This window comes from Embleya sp. NPDC127516 (genome assembly GCF_044765325.1).
Classification (GTDB): Bacteria; Actinomycetota; Actinomycetes; order Streptomycetales; family Streptomycetaceae; genus Embleya.
Map to the genome: position 1 here is coordinate 295,618 of NZ_JBIWJT010000010.1, position 16,898 is coordinate 312,515.

General features: G+C 71.0%; 15 protein-coding genes. 8 read left to right on the forward strand and 7 right to left on the reverse strand.

Features of this window, described 5'->3' with window-relative positions:
• Positions 1 to 249 precede the first annotated feature (249 nt).
• The 3 genes from ACIRL2_RS21495 to ACIRL2_RS21505 all read left to right on the forward strand — a co-directional run bounded on the left by ACIRL2_RS21495 (position 250) and on the right by ACIRL2_RS21505 (position 3,249).
• Entirely contained in the window at positions 250 to 1,080 is an 831-nt protein-coding gene (locus ACIRL2_RS21495; RefSeq protein WP_402234013.1) for a hypothetical protein, read from the forward strand.
• A gap of 175 nt (positions 1,081 to 1,255) precedes the next feature.
• Positions 1,256 to 1,927 carry a response regulator transcription factor gene (locus ACIRL2_RS21500; protein WP_020556678.1) on the forward strand — a complete coding sequence of 224 codons (672 nt, stop codon included), beginning with the start codon at positions 1,256 to 1,258 and terminating at the stop codon, positions 1,925 to 1,927.
• A gap of 56 nt (positions 1,928 to 1,983) precedes the next feature.
• The gene (locus tag ACIRL2_RS21505; protein ID WP_395870586.1) at positions 1,984 to 3,249 is read left to right on the forward strand and encodes an ATP-binding protein; all 1,266 of its coding nucleotides are present in this window, start codon (positions 1,984 to 1,986) and stop codon (positions 3,247 to 3,249) included.
• Between the two features lie 88 nt (positions 3,250 to 3,337).
• Here the strand turns inward: ACIRL2_RS21505 and ACIRL2_RS21510 are convergent, their stop codons facing one another.
• Together ACIRL2_RS21510 and ACIRL2_RS21515 are read right to left on the reverse strand one after the other, a co-directional pair.
• On the reverse strand, positions 3,338 to 3,934 hold the full coding sequence (locus tag ACIRL2_RS21510) for a GtrA family protein (protein ID WP_395870588.1): 597 nt from the start codon (positions 3,932 to 3,934) through the stop codon (positions 3,338 to 3,340).
• Positions 3,931 to 4,422 (reverse strand): GtrA family protein, encoded by a 492-nt coding sequence (locus tag ACIRL2_RS21515; protein ID WP_395870590.1) that lies wholly within the window; start codon positions 4,420 to 4,422, stop codon positions 3,931 to 3,933. The genes ACIRL2_RS21510 and ACIRL2_RS21515 overlap by 4 nt, the downstream gene beginning before the upstream one ends.
• A 225-nt stretch (positions 4,423 to 4,647) precedes the next feature.
• Between ACIRL2_RS21515 and ACIRL2_RS21520 the strand changes: the two genes are divergently transcribed.
• Positions 4,648 to 5,787 (forward strand): 5-(carboxyamino)imidazole ribonucleotide synthase, encoded by a 1,140-nt coding sequence (locus ACIRL2_RS21520; RefSeq protein WP_395870592.1) that lies wholly within the window; start codon positions 4,648 to 4,650, stop codon positions 5,785 to 5,787.
• A complete protein-coding gene (purE, locus tag ACIRL2_RS21525) occupies positions 5,784 to 6,287 on the forward strand; it encodes a 5-(carboxyamino)imidazole ribonucleotide mutase (protein ID WP_395870594.1) in 504 nt (167 codons plus the stop codon). The genes ACIRL2_RS21520 and purE overlap by 4 nt, the downstream gene beginning before the upstream one ends.
• A gap of 385 nt (positions 6,288 to 6,672) precedes the next feature.
• Here purE and ACIRL2_RS21530 read toward each other — a convergent pair whose 3' ends face one another.
• Positions 6,673 to 7,098 carry a CoA-binding protein gene (locus ACIRL2_RS21530; RefSeq protein ID WP_395870596.1) on the reverse strand — a complete coding sequence of 142 codons (426 nt, stop codon included), beginning with the start codon at positions 7,096 to 7,098 and terminating at the stop codon, positions 6,673 to 6,675.
• Between the two features lie 106 nt (positions 7,099 to 7,204).
• Positions 7,205 to 8,524 carry a UDP-glucose dehydrogenase family protein gene (locus tag ACIRL2_RS21535; protein ID WP_395870598.1) on the reverse strand — a complete coding sequence of 440 codons (1,320 nt, stop codon included), beginning with the start codon at positions 8,522 to 8,524 and terminating at the stop codon, positions 7,205 to 7,207.
• A gap of 249 nt (positions 8,525 to 8,773) precedes the next feature.
• Between ACIRL2_RS21535 and ACIRL2_RS21540 the strand changes: the two genes are divergently transcribed.
• Positions 8,774 to 9,934 (forward strand): acyl-CoA dehydrogenase family protein, encoded by a 1,161-nt coding sequence (locus ACIRL2_RS21540; protein WP_402234017.1) that lies wholly within the window; start codon positions 8,774 to 8,776, stop codon positions 9,932 to 9,934.
• A 112-nt stretch (positions 9,935 to 10,046) separates the two neighbouring features.
• Here ACIRL2_RS21540 and ACIRL2_RS21545 read toward each other — a convergent pair whose 3' ends face one another.
• The 3 genes from ACIRL2_RS21545 to ACIRL2_RS21555 form a co-directional block, all read right to left on the reverse strand.
• Positions 10,047 to 10,649, reverse strand: a complete 603-nt coding sequence (locus ACIRL2_RS21545) for an acyltransferase (protein ID WP_395870674.1) — start codon at positions 10,647 to 10,649, stop codon at positions 10,047 to 10,049.
• A 22-nt stretch (positions 10,650 to 10,671) separates the two neighbouring features.
• Positions 10,672 to 12,204: a glycosyltransferase gene (locus tag ACIRL2_RS21550; RefSeq protein WP_395870602.1), complete on the reverse strand. Its 1,533-nt coding sequence runs from the start codon at positions 12,202 to 12,204 to the stop codon at positions 10,672 to 10,674.
• 300 nt (positions 12,205 to 12,504) lie between these two features.
• Positions 12,505 to 13,578, reverse strand: coding sequence for a glycosyltransferase family 2 protein (locus ACIRL2_RS21555; protein WP_395870604.1), 1,074 nt, complete (start codon positions 13,576 to 13,578; stop codon positions 12,505 to 12,507).
• A gap of 258 nt (positions 13,579 to 13,836) precedes the next feature.
• Between ACIRL2_RS21555 and ACIRL2_RS21560 the strand changes: the two genes are divergently transcribed.
• Positions 13,837 to 15,360, forward strand: coding sequence for an LCP family protein (locus ACIRL2_RS21560; RefSeq protein WP_395870606.1), 1,524 nt, complete (start codon positions 13,837 to 13,839; stop codon positions 15,358 to 15,360).
• Positions 15,361 to 15,438: 78 nt separating this feature from the next.
• Entirely contained in the window at positions 15,439 to 16,812 is a 1,374-nt protein-coding gene (locus tag ACIRL2_RS21565; RefSeq protein ID WP_402234020.1) for an LCP family protein, read from the forward strand.
• Positions 16,813 to 16,898 lie beyond the last annotated feature (86 nt).

Sequence of the window (16,898 nt, forward strand, 5' to 3'; positions counted from 1 at the left end):
TCGAACTCCACCCGGCAGCACGTGACGCGAAGGGTCCTCCAGTCGGTCCTCACCCGACCGGAGGGCCCTTCCGCCGTCTCGCGCCCCGGTCCACCGCGCCCGGGCGATGCCCGGCCCGATGCGCCGACTCCCGCCGCACCCGAACCCGCAATCCCGTAATAACGTCACCCGCAAGTCCCGCCACCCCACCCGCAGTCTCGCCACCATCAGAAGGGAACGCGACCCCCGATGGCTCTCTCGGCTCCACGCTTGGCGAGCGCCGCCCTCGCCCTGGGCTGCACGGTCGGCCCGGCGCTCGCGCTCGCCCCGTCCGCCGGCGCGGCGGAACCACTGACCGTGCAGGTGCACTGCGTCATCCCGCTGGATCAGCCCGCGGTCGACGGCCCGCAGCAGATCACGCTGGAGGCACCGAGCGAGCCGGTCCGCCCCGGCGACAAGGTACGGATCAAGGTCACCCTCGGCGGCAGCCCCGCGACCAGCCCGCTGCCGTTCCCCGGCACCCCGCTGACCCCGTCCATCCAACTCGTGCTCTCCGGCGGCGCGAGCGGCGAACTCACGCTCCAGGGCCCGAAGATGCGGGTCGACATCCCGGGTACACCGGCGCAGATCGTGGTGCCTCCGTACGAGGGCGAGGTCACCGTGCCGCTCGACGCCAAGGGTGACATCCGGATCGCCCCGGGCAAGATGGTCACCAGCACCGCGATTTTCGGCGACCAGATCACCACGTGCTTCCCGACCGCGCCCGCGCCGCCCGCGACCACGCTCCGGGTCGACCTGTCGGCGAAGGGCGTGGACGGGCCGTCCGGCAACCCGGGTGATCCGGGTGCCGTGCCGCCCGCGATATCGGGCCAGGCGTCGGCACAGGGCCCGATAACGCTCGCGGAGAGCCCGGTCGCGAGTGTGGGCGAGGTCGCTCGGGAAGCCGGCCGCAACGGCGTCGACGTCGTGAGCCGGGGCGAGGACGACGGCGACATCTCCGGCGGCACCATCGTGCTGATCGCGGGCGGCGCGCTGATCCTGCTGATGGCCGCGGTCGCGATGATGTACTCGTGGCGTCGGCACTCGGACGACGAATGGTGACGGGGTTCGGCGTCGGCGTGGCTGTGGTGCGCGTCCGGGGCTGATCCGCCCCGGTTCGGGCAGAATTCGTCACAGTCCCCCGATCAGCGAAAAATCCCCGCCTATTTCCGGCCGCCGCAGGTCTGTCGGCCGGAGCTCGTCAACCTCGAGCCGATGGCTCAGTAACATCAAGGTCATGACCCGCGTACTGCTCGCCGAGGACGACGCATCCATCTCCGAACCGCTCGCGCGTGCGTTGCGCCGAGAGGGCTACGAGGTCGAGGTGCGCGAGGACGGCCCAAGCGCTCTCGAATGCGCCGCGCAGAGCGGGGTGGACCTGCTCGTCCTCGACCTCGGTCTGCCCGGGATGGACGGCCTGGAGGTGTGCCGGCGGCTGCGCGCCGAAGGGCACGGCTTCCCGGTGCTGGTCCTGACCGCGCGCGCCGACGAAGTGGACACAGTGGTCGGCCTCGATGCCGGTGCCGACGACTACGTCACCAAGCCCTTCAGGCTGGCCGAGCTGCTCGCGCGTGTTCGCGCGCTGCTGCGGCGCGGCGCCGCCGACGTCGGCCAGGGGGTGCACGGCGTACGCATCGACGTCGACTCGCACCGCGCCTGGATCGGCGAGGAGGAGCTCCAGCTCACCGCCAAGGAGTTCGACCTGCTGCGCGTGCTCGTGCGCGACGCCGGCCGGGTGGTCACCCGTGACCAGCTCATGCGCGAGGTGTGGGACACCACGTGGTGGAGTTCCACCAAGACGCTGGACATGCACATCTCGTGGCTGCGCAAGAAGCTCGGCGACGACGCGGGCAACCCCCGCTACATCACCACCGTGCGCGGCGTGGGCTTCCGCTTCGAGAAGAGCTGACTTCGAGCCGGGCCGACTTCGCGGGAACCGACCTCGGAAAGCTGACGGGACCAACCTTGCGTCGCAGGCTCATCAACACCACGCTCGGCGTGGTCCTGGTCGTCGTGGCGGTCCTCGGCGTGCCCCTGGCGTTCGTGGAGACGCACGCGATCGAGAACAGCGCCGGCGACAGCCTCAAGGCCGAGGCCGCGCGCATCCTGGAGGTCGTCGAGCTGCGGCTGGCCTCCGGTGAACGCTCGGACGCGGAACTGCTGCACCGCCAGATCGAACCGCATCGCTACGCGATCGTGCGGCTGCCGGGGGAGCCCCCGCTGGTGATCGGCGACAAGCCGAGCGGCCGGGTCTTCGAGAAGGACATGCACGGCGAGATGGGCGACTCGGTCACCGTCGGCGAGCCGCGCGAGCGGGTCACCGGCAAGATCCGCGAATCCCTCCTGCTGATCCTCGGCGTCGCGCTGCTCGCCGTCGCGGCCGCCGCCGCCCTCGCCGTGTGGCAGGCCCGCCGGCTGGCCCGCCCGCTGACCGACCTGGCCGAGACCGCCGAACGGCTCGGCTCCGGCGACCCCCGGCCAAGGCACCGCCGGTACGGCGTGCCCGAACTGGATCGGGTGGCCGAGGTGCTGGACCAGAGCGCCGAACGCATCGCCCGGATGCTCACCGCCGAGCGCCGACTCGCCGCGGACGCCTCCCACCAACTGCGCACCCCGCTCACCGCGCTCTCGATGCGCCTCGAGGAGATCGTCGCGACCGAGGATCCGGAGATCGTCAAGGAGGAGGCCGCGATCGCCCTCTCCCAGGTGGAGCGGCTCACCGACGTGGTGCAGCGGCTGCTGACCAGCAGCCGGCGCGGCAGCGGCGGGCGCGACCCGCGCAACATGTCCGCGGTCACCGTGCGGGTGGACGACGTGATCCAGCAGCAGATCGACGAGTGGCGGCCCAACTTCCGCGAGGCCAAACGCAACATCCGGGTCGAGGGGGAGCGCGGGCTGACCGCCGTGGCCACGCCCGGCGCGCTGTCCCAGGTGCTCGCGACGCTGGTCGAGAACACCCTCATGCACGGCGCGGGCGCGGTGAACATTCGTACCCGGACGACCGGCACGTCGGTGGTGCTCGAGGTCGAGGACGAGGGCACGGGAGTGCCCGACGAGCTGGGTGCGCGGGTTTTCGAGCGGGCGGTCAGCGGCCACAACTCGACCGGCCTGGGCCTCGCGGTCGCCCGCGACCTTGCCGAGGCGGACGGCGGTCGCCTGGAACTGCTCCAGCAGCGCCCGCCGGTGTTCGCGGTGTTCCTGGCGGCCCACCCGGAGGAACCGCCGGAGTAAGGCCCCCGGGCCTTCGAACCCCGGGCCTTCGAACCCCGAGCCTTCGAACCCCGAGCCTTCGAACCCCGAGCCTTCGATGTCCCGGGCCTCAGGCCCGGGACGTCTCACTCTCGTCCTCCACCAGCCGGGCCGCCTCGGTGTCCAGGCGTGCCCGGCCCGGGCGCGCCGGCCGTCCGTCCGCCTCCGCGGCGTCCTCGGTCGCCTCGCCCGCCTGCGGCGCGACCACCCGGACCGCCTTGCGGTCGACCTGGTGGGTGCCGGTGAACACCCACGTGCGGTAGGACCAGAAGCGGAACAGCGTGCCCAGCGGCAGTCCGACCGCGTACTTGGCGACGTTGTCCGCGAGCAGCGAGGGGTAGCCGAGCCAGTAGTGCGAGATGGCCACGGTGCCCGCCTCGATCGCCATGCCGACCCCGCTGAACACCATGAACAGCACGAACTCGCGGCGACTGTCCGCGGACGTACGGTGCCGGAAGGCCCAGTACCGGTTGCCCAGGTAGTTGACCACGATCGCGATCGCGGTCGAGATCACCGACGAGCGCACCGAGGCCAGGCCGAGGTGGTTGCGGCAGATGTTGAACACGATCACGTTGACGATCACGCCGAAGCCGCCCACGGCGCCGAACTTCAGCGTCTCGTGCAGCAGGTGTCCGACCCGGCCGTACCAATCCCGGAGCGCCTTCACGACATGCCACCTTCGACGACCGGCACGGATTCCGGCCGTTTGTGCTTGAACACCCACGTACGGAATGCCCAGAAGCGGAACAGCGTGCCGAGGGCCATACCGACGATGTTCGCCGAGATGTTGTCGGCGAGCGTGCTCTCGTAGCCCATCAGGGTGTGCGAGACGTACACACTCGATGCCTGGATGCCCGCCGCGATCGCGCTGAACACGAAGAAGAGGGTGTATTCGCGGCCGACGCCGGTGCGATCCCGATGCCGATAGGTCCAGTACCGGTTACCGACGTAGGCGACGATCGTCGCCGGGATCGAGGACATGATCTTCGCCGCGACCCCGCCCATGCCGAGCGAGAGGCCGAGGTTGAACACGAGTACGTCCACCGCGTAGGCGAGCCCGCCCGCGACCAGGAATTGGGTGACCTCGGCACGAAAGCGCGCGAGACGACTCGCGGGCGGCGTGCCGACCGTGTCGGGACGTGCGTCGACGGGCAACGGCTCGGACGCTGCTCTGGCTCCGCGGGTGCTATCGGCATGACGACTCACCCGACGAGGGTAGCCGCCGCGGCCGTTCGGCATCGGCGCGCGGTCTCCCTCATGTCGCAGACTCTTTACCGGAACATCTTCCGCCCCATGTGGCACATGTCGTTCGGGCCTGCTCGGCCGCGCCCGGAATGCCCGCCGACACGCCCACCCGGGTCGGGTCGGTACCCTTCCCCCGTGACGTTCCCAGTCGTCGGCATGGTCGGCGGCGGCCAGCTCGCCCGCATGACGCACCAGGCCGCAATCCCGCTCGGCGCCCGCTTTCGCGTACTCGCCGCATCCCCGTCCGAATCCGCGGCCCAGGTCGTCGGCGACGTCGTGCTCGGCAGTGAGGACGACCTCGCCGACCTGCGCCGCTTCGCGCAGGGCTGTGACGTGGTCACCTTCGACCACGAACAGGTGCCCCCCGCGCTCCTGGAGGCCCTGGAGGCCGACGGCGTGGTCGTGCGGCCGAGTCCGAAGGCCCTGGTACACGCCCAGGACAAGGGCGTCATGCGGGCCCGGCTGGCCGAGATCGGCGTGCCGTGCCCGCGCAACCGGATCGTGACCGACCCGGCCGACGTCGCGGCGTTCGCCGCCGAGGTGGGCGGCTGGCCGGTGGTGCTCAAGACCACCCGCGGCGGTTACGACGGCAAGGGCGTGTGGATCGTGCGCGGCGAGGACGAGGCCGCCGTGCCGTTCGCGGCCGGGGTGCCGGTGCTCGCCGAGGAGAAGGTGGACTTCACCCGCGAGCTGGCGGCCTGCGTGGTGCGCTCGCCGCACGGCCAGGCGGTGGCCTATCCCGTGGTCGAGTCGATCCAGGTGGACGGCGTGTGCCGCGAGGTGATCGCGCCCGCGCCGGACCTGGCCGAGGAGCGCGCGGTGCAGGCGCAGCGGATCGCGCTGTCGATCGCGGGCGAGCTGGATGTGACGGGACATCTCGCGGTCGAGCTGTTCGAGACCACCGACGGCCGGATCCTGGTCAACGAGCTGGCCATGCGTCCGCACAACAGCGGGCACTGGAGCATCGACGGCGCGGTCACCTCGCAGTTCGAGAACCACCTGCGCGCGGTGCTCGACCTGCCGCTGGGCGACCCGCGCGCCCGGGCCCCGTGGACCGTGATGGTCAACGTGCTCGGCGGCGACTACCCGGACATGTACCGCCCGTACCTGCACGTGATGGCCCGCGATCCCGGGGTCAAGGTGCACATGTACGGCAAGGACGTGAAGGCCGGCCGCAAGGTCGGGCACGTCACCGTGTGCGGCGACGATCTGGCGGACGTGCGCGAGCGCGCCCGACACGCCGCCGACTACCTCCGAGGGGACATCACCGAATGAGCACGCAGCCCGTCGTCGGCATCGTCATGGGGTCCGACTCGGACTGGCCGGTGATGGAACTCGCCGCGCAGGTCATGGACGAGTTCCAGATCGCGTACGAGGCCGACGTGGTCTCCGCGCACCGGATGCCGCAGGAGATGATCGAGTACGGCACGAGCGCGGCCGAGCGCGGTCTCAAGGCGATCATCGCGGGCGCGGGCGGCGCCGCGCACCTGCCCGGGATGCTCGCCTCGGTCACCCCGCTGCCGGTGATCGGCGTACCGGTGCCGCTCAAGTACCTGGACGGCATGGACTCGCTGTTGTCGATCGTGCAGATGCCGGCCGGCGTGCCGGTGGCCACCGTCTCGATCGGCGGCGCACGCAACGCCGGCCTGCTCGCGGTGCGGATGCTGGCGGCCCACGATCCGGCACTGCTGGCCCGGATGACCGCGTTCCAGGCCGACCTGAAGGCGCAGGCAACCGAGAAAGGCCGCAAACTGCGCGAGCGGATCGGGTCCTAGACCCCCCGCCGCGACAGAGGCCCGGCGCGTCAGCGCCCCCGACCCCTGAGCGGATCGGGTCCCAGCCCCGACCCGTCAGCCCCCGGCGCCCAGCCCCCGGCGCGTCAGCGCCCCCGACCCACCCCACCCCAGTGATCGACGCGCGAAGCGCGGAGAGCGGCGGAGCCGCAAGCGTGGGCTTCGTGCCCCGGAGCGAAGCGGAGGGACACGAAGCCCCGAGCGAGGCACCGCTTTTTCTTGGAGGAGCGAAGCGGGGGAAAGAAAAAGCGGTGCCTCGCGAGCCGGCGACGAAGTCGCCCAACAAGCAGCCCCTCGCGAGCCGGCGACGAAGTCGCCCAACAAGCAGCCCCTCGCGAGCCGGCGACGAAGTCGCCCGACAAGCAAATCAGGCCCGGCCCGCCCCGGTCATCGTGATGCGCTGGAGCTCCACCGCGGAGCAGCGGTCCATCACCATGTCCAGGCCCGCGTCGCGGACGCGCTGGTAGGCCCGCTCGTCGATCACGTCCAACTGGAACCAGACCGCCTTCGCCTCGATCTTGACGGCCTGGTCGGCGATCTCGCCGGCATGTTCCGAGTTGACGAACACGTCGACCACGTCCACCGGGAACGGGATCTCGGCGAGCGTGGCGTAGCCCTGCTCGCCGTGCACGATCTCGGCCTTCGGGTGCACGGGCACGACGCGCTTTCCCCACTGGCGGAGGAACGCGGCTACTCCATATGCGGCGCGATGGGAGTTGGTGCTGAGTCCCACCACCGCCCACGTGTGTGTGTCGAGGATCCGTCGGATCGTGGCCTCGTCGCCGTACGGCATGCTGATGACCTCGCAGTCCTTGTCTCGCTGCTCGCGGTGCCCCCCGACAGACGGACGGCGCGGCGCCGTCGGCCCGGTGACTGTGCCCCCGGGGCGGGCCGGCTACTCAGGGGCGACCGAGTGCCCGGTACGTCCATCCTGCGCCGCGCCAGCGCACCGGGTCGAGGGCATTGCGCCCGTCGAGTACGCGACGTTGTGCGACGATCTCGCCCAGTTCGGCCGGATCCATCTCGCGGAACTCCGGCCACTCGGTCAGATGCAGCACCACGTGGGCGCCCCGGGCGGCGTCGAAGGCGGTCTCGGCGAAGGTCAGGCCCGGGTACATCTTCCTGGCGTTGTCCATGGCCTTGGGGTCGTACACGGTCACCTCGCCGCCCTGGAGCTGCACCTGGGCGGCGACGTTGAGCGCGGGCGAGTCGCGGATGTCGTCCGAGTTCGGCTTGAAGGCGGCGCCGAAGACGGCCACCCGGCGGCCCAGGAAGCTGCCGTCGCACTGCTCGCGGGCGAGGTCGACCATCCGGAACCGGCGGCGCATGTTGATCGCGTCCACCTCGCGCAGGAAGGTGAGCGCCTGGTCGGCGCCCAATTCACCCGCCCGGGCCATGAACGCGCGGATGTCCTTGGGCAGGCAACCACCGCCGAAGCCGAGGCCGGCCTTGAGGAAGCGGCCGTTGATCCGCGGGTCGAAGGCGAGTGCCTCGGACAGTTGCTCGACGTCGGCCCCGGCCGCCTCGCAGACCTCGGCCATCGCGTTGATGAAGGAGATCTTGGTGGCCAGGAACGAGTTGGCGGCGGTCTTGACCAGCTCGGAGGTGGCGAAGTCGGTCACCACGAGTGGTACGTCCTCGGCGAGCAGCTTCGCGTACACCTCGCGCAGCGCGGCCTCGGCCCGCTGCGAGCGCACGCCGATCACCAGCCGGTCCGGGTGCAGGGTGTCCTGGACGGCGTAGCCCTCGCGCAGGAACTCGGGGTTCCAGGCCAGCTCGGCCTCGGTGCCCACCGGCGCCAGCTCGGCGATCCGGACGGCGAGGCGCTCGGCGGTGCCGACCGGGACGGTGGACTTGCCGACGACCAGGCACGGGCGGGTGAGCAGCGGGGCCAGCGCGTCCACGGCGGCGTCGATGTAGGACACGTCGGCGGCAAACTCGCCCTTGCGCTGCGGCGTGTTCACACAGACGAAGTGCACGTCGCCGAACTCGGCGAGCTCGGTGACGTCCGTGGTGAAGCGCAGCCGCCCCGACGTGACGTGCGGGGCCATCAGCTCTTCCAGCCCGGGCTCCCAGAACGGCGTCCGGCCGCTCGAGAGGGTGGCCACCTTGTCGGGATCCACGTCCATCCCGAGGACCTCGAAGCCCAGCTCGGCCATGCACGCCGCGTGCGTGGCGCCCAGGTAGCCGGTACCGATGACCGTGATGCGGGGTGCCACGTACGTCACCTGACTTCTTCGTCGAGGGCGGGATGGAGCCTGATGGTGCCTGATGGGACGGGTACGGATGCCGTCCGTCATGGATCGTATCCGTCGCCGTCACGCCGGCGTCGTCGAATCGTGGCCGTGCCGATGCGGGCCCGGCCGGGGTGCGGCTGAATAATTGTGGGCGACCGTGTTGTTTACTGAGCGGTAATAAAACGCTGCTGCGTACGCGCCGCACATCCTTCAGTCGAGAGGCAGGCACCCGTGGCCGGACGAAAAGACTTCGACCTCTACCGCGTCTCCGAGGAGCACGACATGCTCCGCGAGTCGGTCCGCGCCCTCGCCGAGGCGAAGATCGCCCCGTTCGCCGCCGAGGTCGACGAGCAGTCCCGCTTTCCGCAGGAGGCGCTGGACGCGCTCACCGCGAACGATCTGCACGCGGTCCACATCCCCGAGGAGTACGGCGGCTCGGGCGCGGACGCGCTGGCCACCGTGATCGTGATCGAGGAGATCGCGCGGGTGTGCGCCTCCTCGTCGCTGATCCCGGCGGTCAACAAGCTCGGCACCATGCCGCTCGTGCTGTCCGGGTCCGAGGACCTCAAGCGGCGCTACCTCGGCGCGGTGGCGCGCGGCGACGGGATGTTCTCCTACTGCCTGTCCGAGCCCGAGGCGGGCTCGGACGCCGCCGCGATGAAGACCCGCGCGGTGCGCGACGGCGACTCGTGGGTGCTGAACGGCGTCAAGCGCTGGATCACCAACGCGGGCGTGTCCGAGTTCTACACGGTGATGGCGGTGACCGACCCGGACAAGCGCAGCAAGGGCATCTCGGCCTTCGTGGTGGAGAAGTCGGACGAGGGCGTCTCGTTCGGCGCGCCGGAGAAGAAGCTCGGCATCAAGGGTTCGCCGACGCGCGAGGTCTACCTCGACACCGTGCGGATCCCGGCCGACCGGATCATCGGCGCCGAGGGCACCGGCTTCGCCACCGCGATGAAGACGCTCGACCACACGCGCGTGACGATCGCGGCGCAGGCGCTGGGCATCGCGCAGGGCGCGCTCGACTACGCGAAGGGGTACGTGCGGGAGCGCAAGCAGTTCGGCAAGCCGATCGCGGACTTCCAGGGCATCCAGTTCATGCTCGCGGACATGGCGATGAAGCTGGAGGCGGCCCGGCAACTGACCTACGCGGCGGCGGCCAAGTCCGAGCGCGGCGACGCCGACCTGACCTTCCACGGCGCCGCCGCCAAGTGCTTCGCCTCCGACGCGGCGATGGAGATCACCGTGGACGCGGTCCAGCTCCTCGGCGGCTACGGCTACACGCGCGACTACCCGCTGGAGCGGATGATGCGCGACGCCAAGATCACCCAGATCTATGAAGGCACGAATCAGGTTCAGCGCATCGTGATGGCCCGGAACCTGCCGAAGTAGGCCCCTCGGTCCGCACGGGTGAGGTGCGGAGCGCCACGATCCCCCGGCCGAGAGGCCGGCGAGGCTTCGGCCGGGGGATTCGGCGATCGCGGCGGCAACCGGAAGGGTCCACCTATGCGGGCGAGGCGGCGGGCGGCGGTGTCAGGGTCAGTCGCCCGTCCTGTTCCGTGTACAGCTCGCCGGTTTCCGGGCAGCGCCACCGGCCGTCGCCCGCGTCGGTCAGGGGCACGCCCGCGCGGCCGACCCATTTGATGCGGCGGGCCGGGACGCCGGCCATCAGGGCGTGGTCGGGGACGTCGCGATGCACCACCGCGCCGGCGGCGATCAGGGCCCAGCGGCCGATCGTCACGCCCGCGACGACCACGCTGCGGGCGCCCACGGCGGCACCCTGACGGACCGTCACGCCCTGGGCCAGCCAGTCCTTTTCGCCCTTGAGCAGGCCGTCGGGGGTGATCGCGCGCGGGTACATGTCGTTGGTGAGCACGACGGCCGGACCGATGAAGACGCCGTCCTCCAGCACCGCGGGCTCGTAGACCAGCGCGTGGTTCTGCACCTTGACGTTGGCCCCGACGCGGACCGCGGGCCCGATGTACGCGCCGCGACCGATCACGCAGTTCGGGCCGAGGACCGCGCCCTCCCGGATCTGGGCGAGGTGCCACACACGGGTGCCCTCGCCGATGGTTGCCGACTCGTCAACGTCCGCGCTGGGGTCGATTGCCACCCTCGAACGCTAGTGCTCACTCGGCCGCCACGCCCAGGAAATCGGCGAGGACGCGGGCCGAACGCCGGCCGTCGTGGTGCTCGGCGACGTACGCCGGGCCGCGGGCGGCCAGTTCGCGGGCCGCGTCCGGTTCGGCGATCACCTCCTCCAGCACCTCGGCGAGCGAGTTCGGGTCCGCGCCGCGGATGGGCAGGTCGGACGGCAGGTGCGCGGTCGCCGACTCGTGCAGGTAGCAGATCGTCAGGCGGCCCGCCGCGAGCGCCTGACACGAGGTCATGCCGTAGGAGCCGCAGGCGAATTGGTCGAGCACGATGTCGGCGTCCGCGAACAGCGCCGGGAGTTCGCGGGCGGAGCGGCTCAGGACCCGCCGGTACTCGATCAGGCCGATCTCGTGCAGTCGGTGCAGGGTGGGCTCGATTCGCGCGGTGCCGTGCAGGAACGGGCTCGACATCACATGCAGTACGACCGGGCGTTCCCGGGTCAGCACCGGTGTGTCGGCGCGCCACACCCCGGGGTCGAGCGCGGGGGGCAGCCATACCGCGTTCGGTACGTCCGCGATCAGGTCGGGCGTGGCCACGAAGGTCGGCACGTCCAGGTCCCGCAGGATCGGCAGCAGCCGGTCCACCTTGGCCTGCAACGCGTGGGTGAGCTCGTAGCGCGGGTCGAACGGCGAGAACTCGACCCGGGCCCGGTGCGCCGCCGGATCGCGCACCTCCGAGCCGTACAGCACCAGTCCCAGCGCGATCCCGGCCGCCCGCAGCTCGGCCAGGTCGGTGTCCACCCAGGAACCGCCGAGTCGGCCGAACGCGGGCATCCCGCACTCCGCCAGGACGTGGGTGTAGCGATCCAGCACATGGGCGAGCCGGCCCAACTGCCAGCGGGTGGACAGCCAGTCGTCGGTCTCGATCGCCTGATCGGTGGGGTAACCCAGGGTGTTGGCGGAGGTGAGCGCGGACGCCTCGGCGCGGACGCCCGGCAGGTGCCGCTCGACCGCGCGGGCCCACGCGTGCCCCTGTCCGCAGGTGTTGGTCGGCCCGATGCCCAGCACCGGCGAGGACGCGGCCGGCGGCTGCGCGTCGGCCGCGAACGCGCGCACGTACGGCTCGTACGCCTGCGCGCAGCGCAGTGCCCACGCGTCGGCGTCGCGTTCGGCCTCGGCCCGGTGGGTGCGGCGGACCGCCTCCAGGTCGCGCTGGGCCATGATCCGGCGCAGTCCCTTGAGCACCCCACCGCCGTCGAGCGCCTCGACCGCGGCCCGCGCGGCGGCGAGCCGGGCGGTCTTGGCCGGGTCGACCGGCACCCGCAGCGAGCGCACCACGCCGGTCTCGGACACCCGCACCGAGGTGGTCACCGCGACCGTCTCGGCGGGCTCGACCCGCAGCACGTAGGCACCCTCGACCGGATCGTCCGGATGCTCCCCACCCACGTCCGTGTGGGTGACGACGACGCGCCGCAGCCGTTCGGGCGGGGTGAAGCCGCGATCCTCCGCGGCCTGCCGGGCGTCCGGAATCGCCACTCCAGCGGCCACAGCCGAGTCCCTGTCGCTCATCGCCGTCGTCTCCCAAGGCCGTGCCGACTGTTCACAGACTGTCACCGGGGACGAGCGGTGACCAGGGCGGCCACGTTACTTGGATTTACCGAAAGGACCCGGTTTCCGGCCGAAGAAGCGGCGAGTCGTCGGCTCGAGGCCGGCCCCGGAGCCCGATTCGTGGCCGCGGCCGAGGCCCGGCCGAGGCCGGGTCCGAAGCCCGATCCCGGGCCGCAGCCGAGACGACGCCTCTCCCGCACAACGCGAGGGCCCGGGTCGCACGCGCGCGACCCGGGCCCTCGGACAACCGTTGCCGGTGGTTCAGCTCAACTCGTCGGCCGGCCGCTCCGTGCCCGCCTCGACGCGATCGGCGAGGCTCTTCGGGCTGGTCAGGAAGCCGGCTCCCCAAGCCCCGTGCATCGTGGCGAGCACGATGGGCAGGCGGACGAACGCGGCGGGCCGCAGGCCGCGGCCCTCCCACGCGACGCCGCCCAGGATGGCCACCACGTAGCCGCCGGGCAGCAGCCAGCCGGGCCAGAAGCCGACCAGACCGGCCACCGTGCCCAGCGCGACCGCGAGCAGCGCGGCCGGCGGCGCCAGATAGCGAAGGTTGACCGAACCCTTGTGGTGCCGGGACACCACCCGCCGCCAACGGCCGTAGTTGAAGTACTGCTTGGCCAGCGCCTTGGGGGTCTGCCTGGGCCGGTAGGAGACCTTGAGCTCGGGCGAGAACCAGATCAGGTAGCCGGCCTGCCGGATCCGGTAGTTCAGCTCCCAGTCCTGGGCGCGCTCGAACTCCTCGTTGTAACCGCCCATTTCCTCCAGCACCTCGCGCCGGAAGACGCCGAGGTACACGGTGTCCGCGGGCCCCGCGCTGCCGCCGGTGTGGAAGCGCGCGTTCCCGACGCCGAGTTTGGAGGTCATCGCGCGGGCGACCGCGTCCTCGTACGGGGTGGTGCCCTCGGCGTGCATGAGCCCGCCGACATTGGCCGCACCGGTGTCGACCAGCAACCGGACGGCGGTGGAGATGTAGCCCGCGGGCAGGATGCCGTGGCCGTCCACGCGCACGATCACCGGATGGCTGGAGGCGCCGATCGCGGCGTTGAGCGCGCACGGGGTCCGACCGCTCGGGTTGGCGACGGTGTGCACCCGCTCGTCGTTCGCGACCAACCGGGCGGCGATGGAGTCGGTGTCGTCCGTGGACGGTCCGAGCGCGATCACCACTTCGATGTCGCCGGGGTAGTCCTGCGCGAGCACACGACCGACGGCCTCTTCGAGATGTCGGGACTCGTTGAGCACCGGCATGATCACGGAGACGGGCGGTTTTTCGGGAAGCGGCTCCGCTCGGCGAGCTGGGGGCTCGTGCGTGGCGGGCTCGTCGGCGGTGTGATTCATCGCCTTGGAGCGTACTGCGAATGGACCTGCCGACGGGCATCGACCGGGTGAGCGAGCGAGGGCGATCGTCGGCGTGCCGTCCTTGATCCCGCCGGATCCCGCTTTACGGTGGTTCGACGCCCACCGCAACCGTGGTCGGACGGGCAGGCGTCCTTCGGGTGAACGCGGGTACGGATGCAGATCCGCACGGTGCGCGCCGCAAGGGTGCGCGGCGAACGGCGGGACGACATCGGTCCGCGAGGAGGGACACCGCAGCCCATGGCGACGACCGGCGGCCGACCCCCGGCGAGAACCACCACCGGCGACCGGCCCGAGCGCAACGTCGGCCGCAACTGGCTCGTACTGATCACCGGCGTGCTCGCGGCGGCGATCCTGGTGACCAGCGGCATCGGCTGGGCGTGGGTGAAGCACTTCGACGGAAAGATCCAGCGGATAGACCCGTTCAAGGGCCTGGAGAACCGCCCGGGCACCGGATCCGGCAAGGACCTCAACTTCCTGGTCGTCGGCTCGGACAACCGCGCCGGCATCTCCAAGGACACCCTCAACAAGCTGCACGCCGGCGGTGAGTCCTGCGACTGCACCGACACGGTGATGATCGTGCACCTCAACGCCAAGCGGGACCGCGCGACCATCACCAGCCTGCCGCGCGACAGCTACGTGGAGTTCCCCGCGCACAAGGACAAGACCACCGGCGAGCAACGCGGCCCCTCCAAGGGCAAGATCAACGCCGCCTACACGCTCGGCGGCCCCCCGCTCACGGTCGCCACCGTGGAGAAGGCCACCGGCATCAGGATCGACCACTACATCGAGGTCAACTTCGTCTCGTTCGTCAGCGTCGTGGACACCCTCGGCGGCATCGAGATGTGTACGCCCAAGGCGCTGCGCGACCCCAAGTCCGGCCTCGACCTGCCCGCCGGCACCAGCAAGCTGGACGGCGTCAAAGCCCTCCAGTTCGTCCGCGCCCGGTACATCGCCAGCGACCCGACCGGCGACATCGGCCGTACCCAGCGCCAGCAGAAGTTCATGACGCAGGTGCTCGCGAAGGCGACCTCGTCCGGCACGCTGACCGACCCGCTCAAGCTCAAGAACGTGCTGGACGCGGTGCTCGGCTCGATCAAGGTCGACGACAAGATGAGCTCGCAGGACTTCCTGGAGTTGGGCGGCAAGCTCAGGAACCTGACCAACTCCGGGGTCACCTACGCGCAGGTGCCGCTCAAGAGCATGGACCACCAGGTCCCGGACTGGGGCTCGACCGTGTTGTGGGACGACGCCAAGGCGGCCGGTCTGTTCCAGGCCATCCGCGACGACAAGGACCTGATCGCGCCGCCGGAGAAGAAGCCCGACACACCGGGTGCCACCACCGCCCCGGCGCCGTCCCCGGTGTCGGTCGAGGTGGCGCCGGGCGACATCTCGGTGCTGGTGTACAACGGCGCGCCGACCACGGGCCTGGGGCCGCGCGCGCACGAGGACCTCAAGAACGCGGGCTTCGCGATGGCCGGCGCGCCGCGCATCTCGACCTCCACGGACGGGGCCCGCACGATCATCCGGTACGACCCCCGGTGGAACCGCTCGGTCAAGACGGTGCAGGCCGCGCTGCCGGGCGCGACGCTGGAGTCGGTCACCGGCCTGGGCCGCACGATCGAGGTGGTCGTGGGCTCGTCGTACCAGGGAACGACCCCGGTCCGGGTCGGCGGCGCGAGCAGCGAGCAGCCGTCCGTCGCGGCAACACCGAATCCGGCATACTCCGCCAAATCCGGTGACGAGGTCTCGTGTAAGAAGTGAGCATCAACTGTGGAACAGATGGTCGATGAGATGGGCATTCGGTTGCCTCGGGGCTGATCGAGTGAAAGCTTCGATCTCATGAGTAATTGGCCGCCGGGATGGGCGGATGGCGACCAACAGCCGCAGCAGCCCCCTCCGGGAACGATTCCGAGCCGCCCCGGCGGCCACTCCGCCGGTGCACATCCGGTCGGTGGGCCTCCGGCCGGCGGATATCCGCCGCAGTCGCCGGGTGGGTATCCGCCCGCGCCGGGTGGGTACCCGCCGCAGCCGGGCGGTGTCCCACCGGTCCGGCAGGCGCCCGGCCCGGACGCCTATCCGCCGCAACCACCGGTCGCCGACGCGCACGGCGCGCCCCCGGCGCCGGTGGGACCGCCGCCGCAGCGCGGGCCGAGCGGCCCCGGCGGGCCCGACGGCCCCGACGGGCCGCCTCGCCCCGGTGGTCCGCCGCGGCGCCCGCGCGGCCCGGTCAACTGGAAGAAGCGCATCCTGATCGGGATCGCGGTCTTCGTCACGCTGATCGTGGTGTTCGGCACCGTGACGTACTTCTGGGCCGACTCGAAGATCCGGCACGAGGACGTCCTGGACAACTACAAGGGCCGCCCGGGGTCGACCGCGGGCACCACGTGGCTGATCGTCGGCTCGGACAGCCGTGAGGGCCTGGACGCCGACGACCGCAAGAAGCTGCACACCGGCAAGGCCGCGGGCAAGCGCACCGACTCGATGATGCTGCTGCACAAGGGCAAGGGCGGCACCGCGCTGATCAGCCTGCCGCGCGACTCGTATGTGGACATCCCGGCGTTCAGCAAGAACGGCAAGACGGTCAAGGCGCAGAAGAACAAGCTCAACGCGGCCTTCGACCTCGGCGGCGCGCCGCTGCTGGCCCGGACCGTCGAGATGGCCACCGGCATGCGGCTCGACCACTACGCGGAGATCGGCTTCGGCGGCTTCAACAACATCGTCGACGCGATGGACGGCGTGGACATCTGCCTCAAGGGCCCGATCAAGGACGAGAAGTCCGGCGCGGACCTGAAGGCCGGCTGCCAGACGCTGGACGGTGCGGAGGCGCTTGCCTTCGTCCGCTCCCGCTACTACGACCCGGCGCGCTCCGACCTGGCCCGGATGGAGAACCAGCAGAAGTTCCTCAGCGCGCTGGCGAAGAAGGCCAAGTCGGCGAGCGTTCTGCTCAACCCGTTCAGCGCCTTCCCGGTCGCGGACGCCTCGCTGAGCGCGGTGACGGTGGACGACGACACCGGGCTGTTCGACCTGTACGACCTGTTCAAGGACATGGGCAGCCTGTCCGGCGGCGACGGCGTCACCACGACGGTGCCGATCTCGAACCCCGGATACTCCGTCAAGAATGTCGGCTCCACCGTGCTGTGGGACGACAAGGGTTCCAAGGCGCTGTTCCAGGCGCTGCGCGACGGGCGGACCGTGGACGCGCCCAAGAGCTGAACCCCGGTCGGCGGGGACGGGCGGGCGGACAACTGATTCGCCGCCTGTCCCCGCCGTTTCGTACCATCAGCACTCGGCCGGGATGT

Excerpts from the sequence above, each read along its gene's own strand:
- ACIRL2_RS21500 (WP_020556678.1), top strand. The coding sequence starts at position 1,256 with ATGACCCGCGTACTGCTCGCCGAGGACGACGCATCCATCTCCGAACCG.
- purE (WP_395870594.1), top strand. The coding sequence starts at position 5,784 with ATGAGCACGCAGCCCGTCGTCGGCATCGTCATGGGGTCCGACTCGGAC.
- ACIRL2_RS21530 (WP_395870596.1), bottom strand. The coding sequence starts at position 7,098 with ATGCCGTACGGCGACGAGGCCACGATCCGACGGATCCTCGACACACAC.
- ACIRL2_RS21550 (WP_395870602.1), bottom strand. The coding sequence starts at position 12,204 with ATGAGCGACAGGGACTCGGCTGTGGCCGCTGGAGTGGCGATTCCGGAC.
- ACIRL2_RS21555 (WP_395870604.1), bottom strand. The coding sequence starts at position 13,578 with ATGAATCACACCGCCGACGAGCCCGCCACGCACGAGCCCCCAGCTCGC.
- ACIRL2_RS21560 (WP_395870606.1), top strand. The coding sequence starts at position 13,837 with ATGGCGACGACCGGCGGCCGACCCCCGGCGAGAACCACCACCGGCGAC.
- ACIRL2_RS21565 (WP_402234020.1), top strand. The coding sequence starts at position 15,439 with ATGAGTAATTGGCCGCCGGGATGGGCGGATGGCGACCAACAGCCGCAG.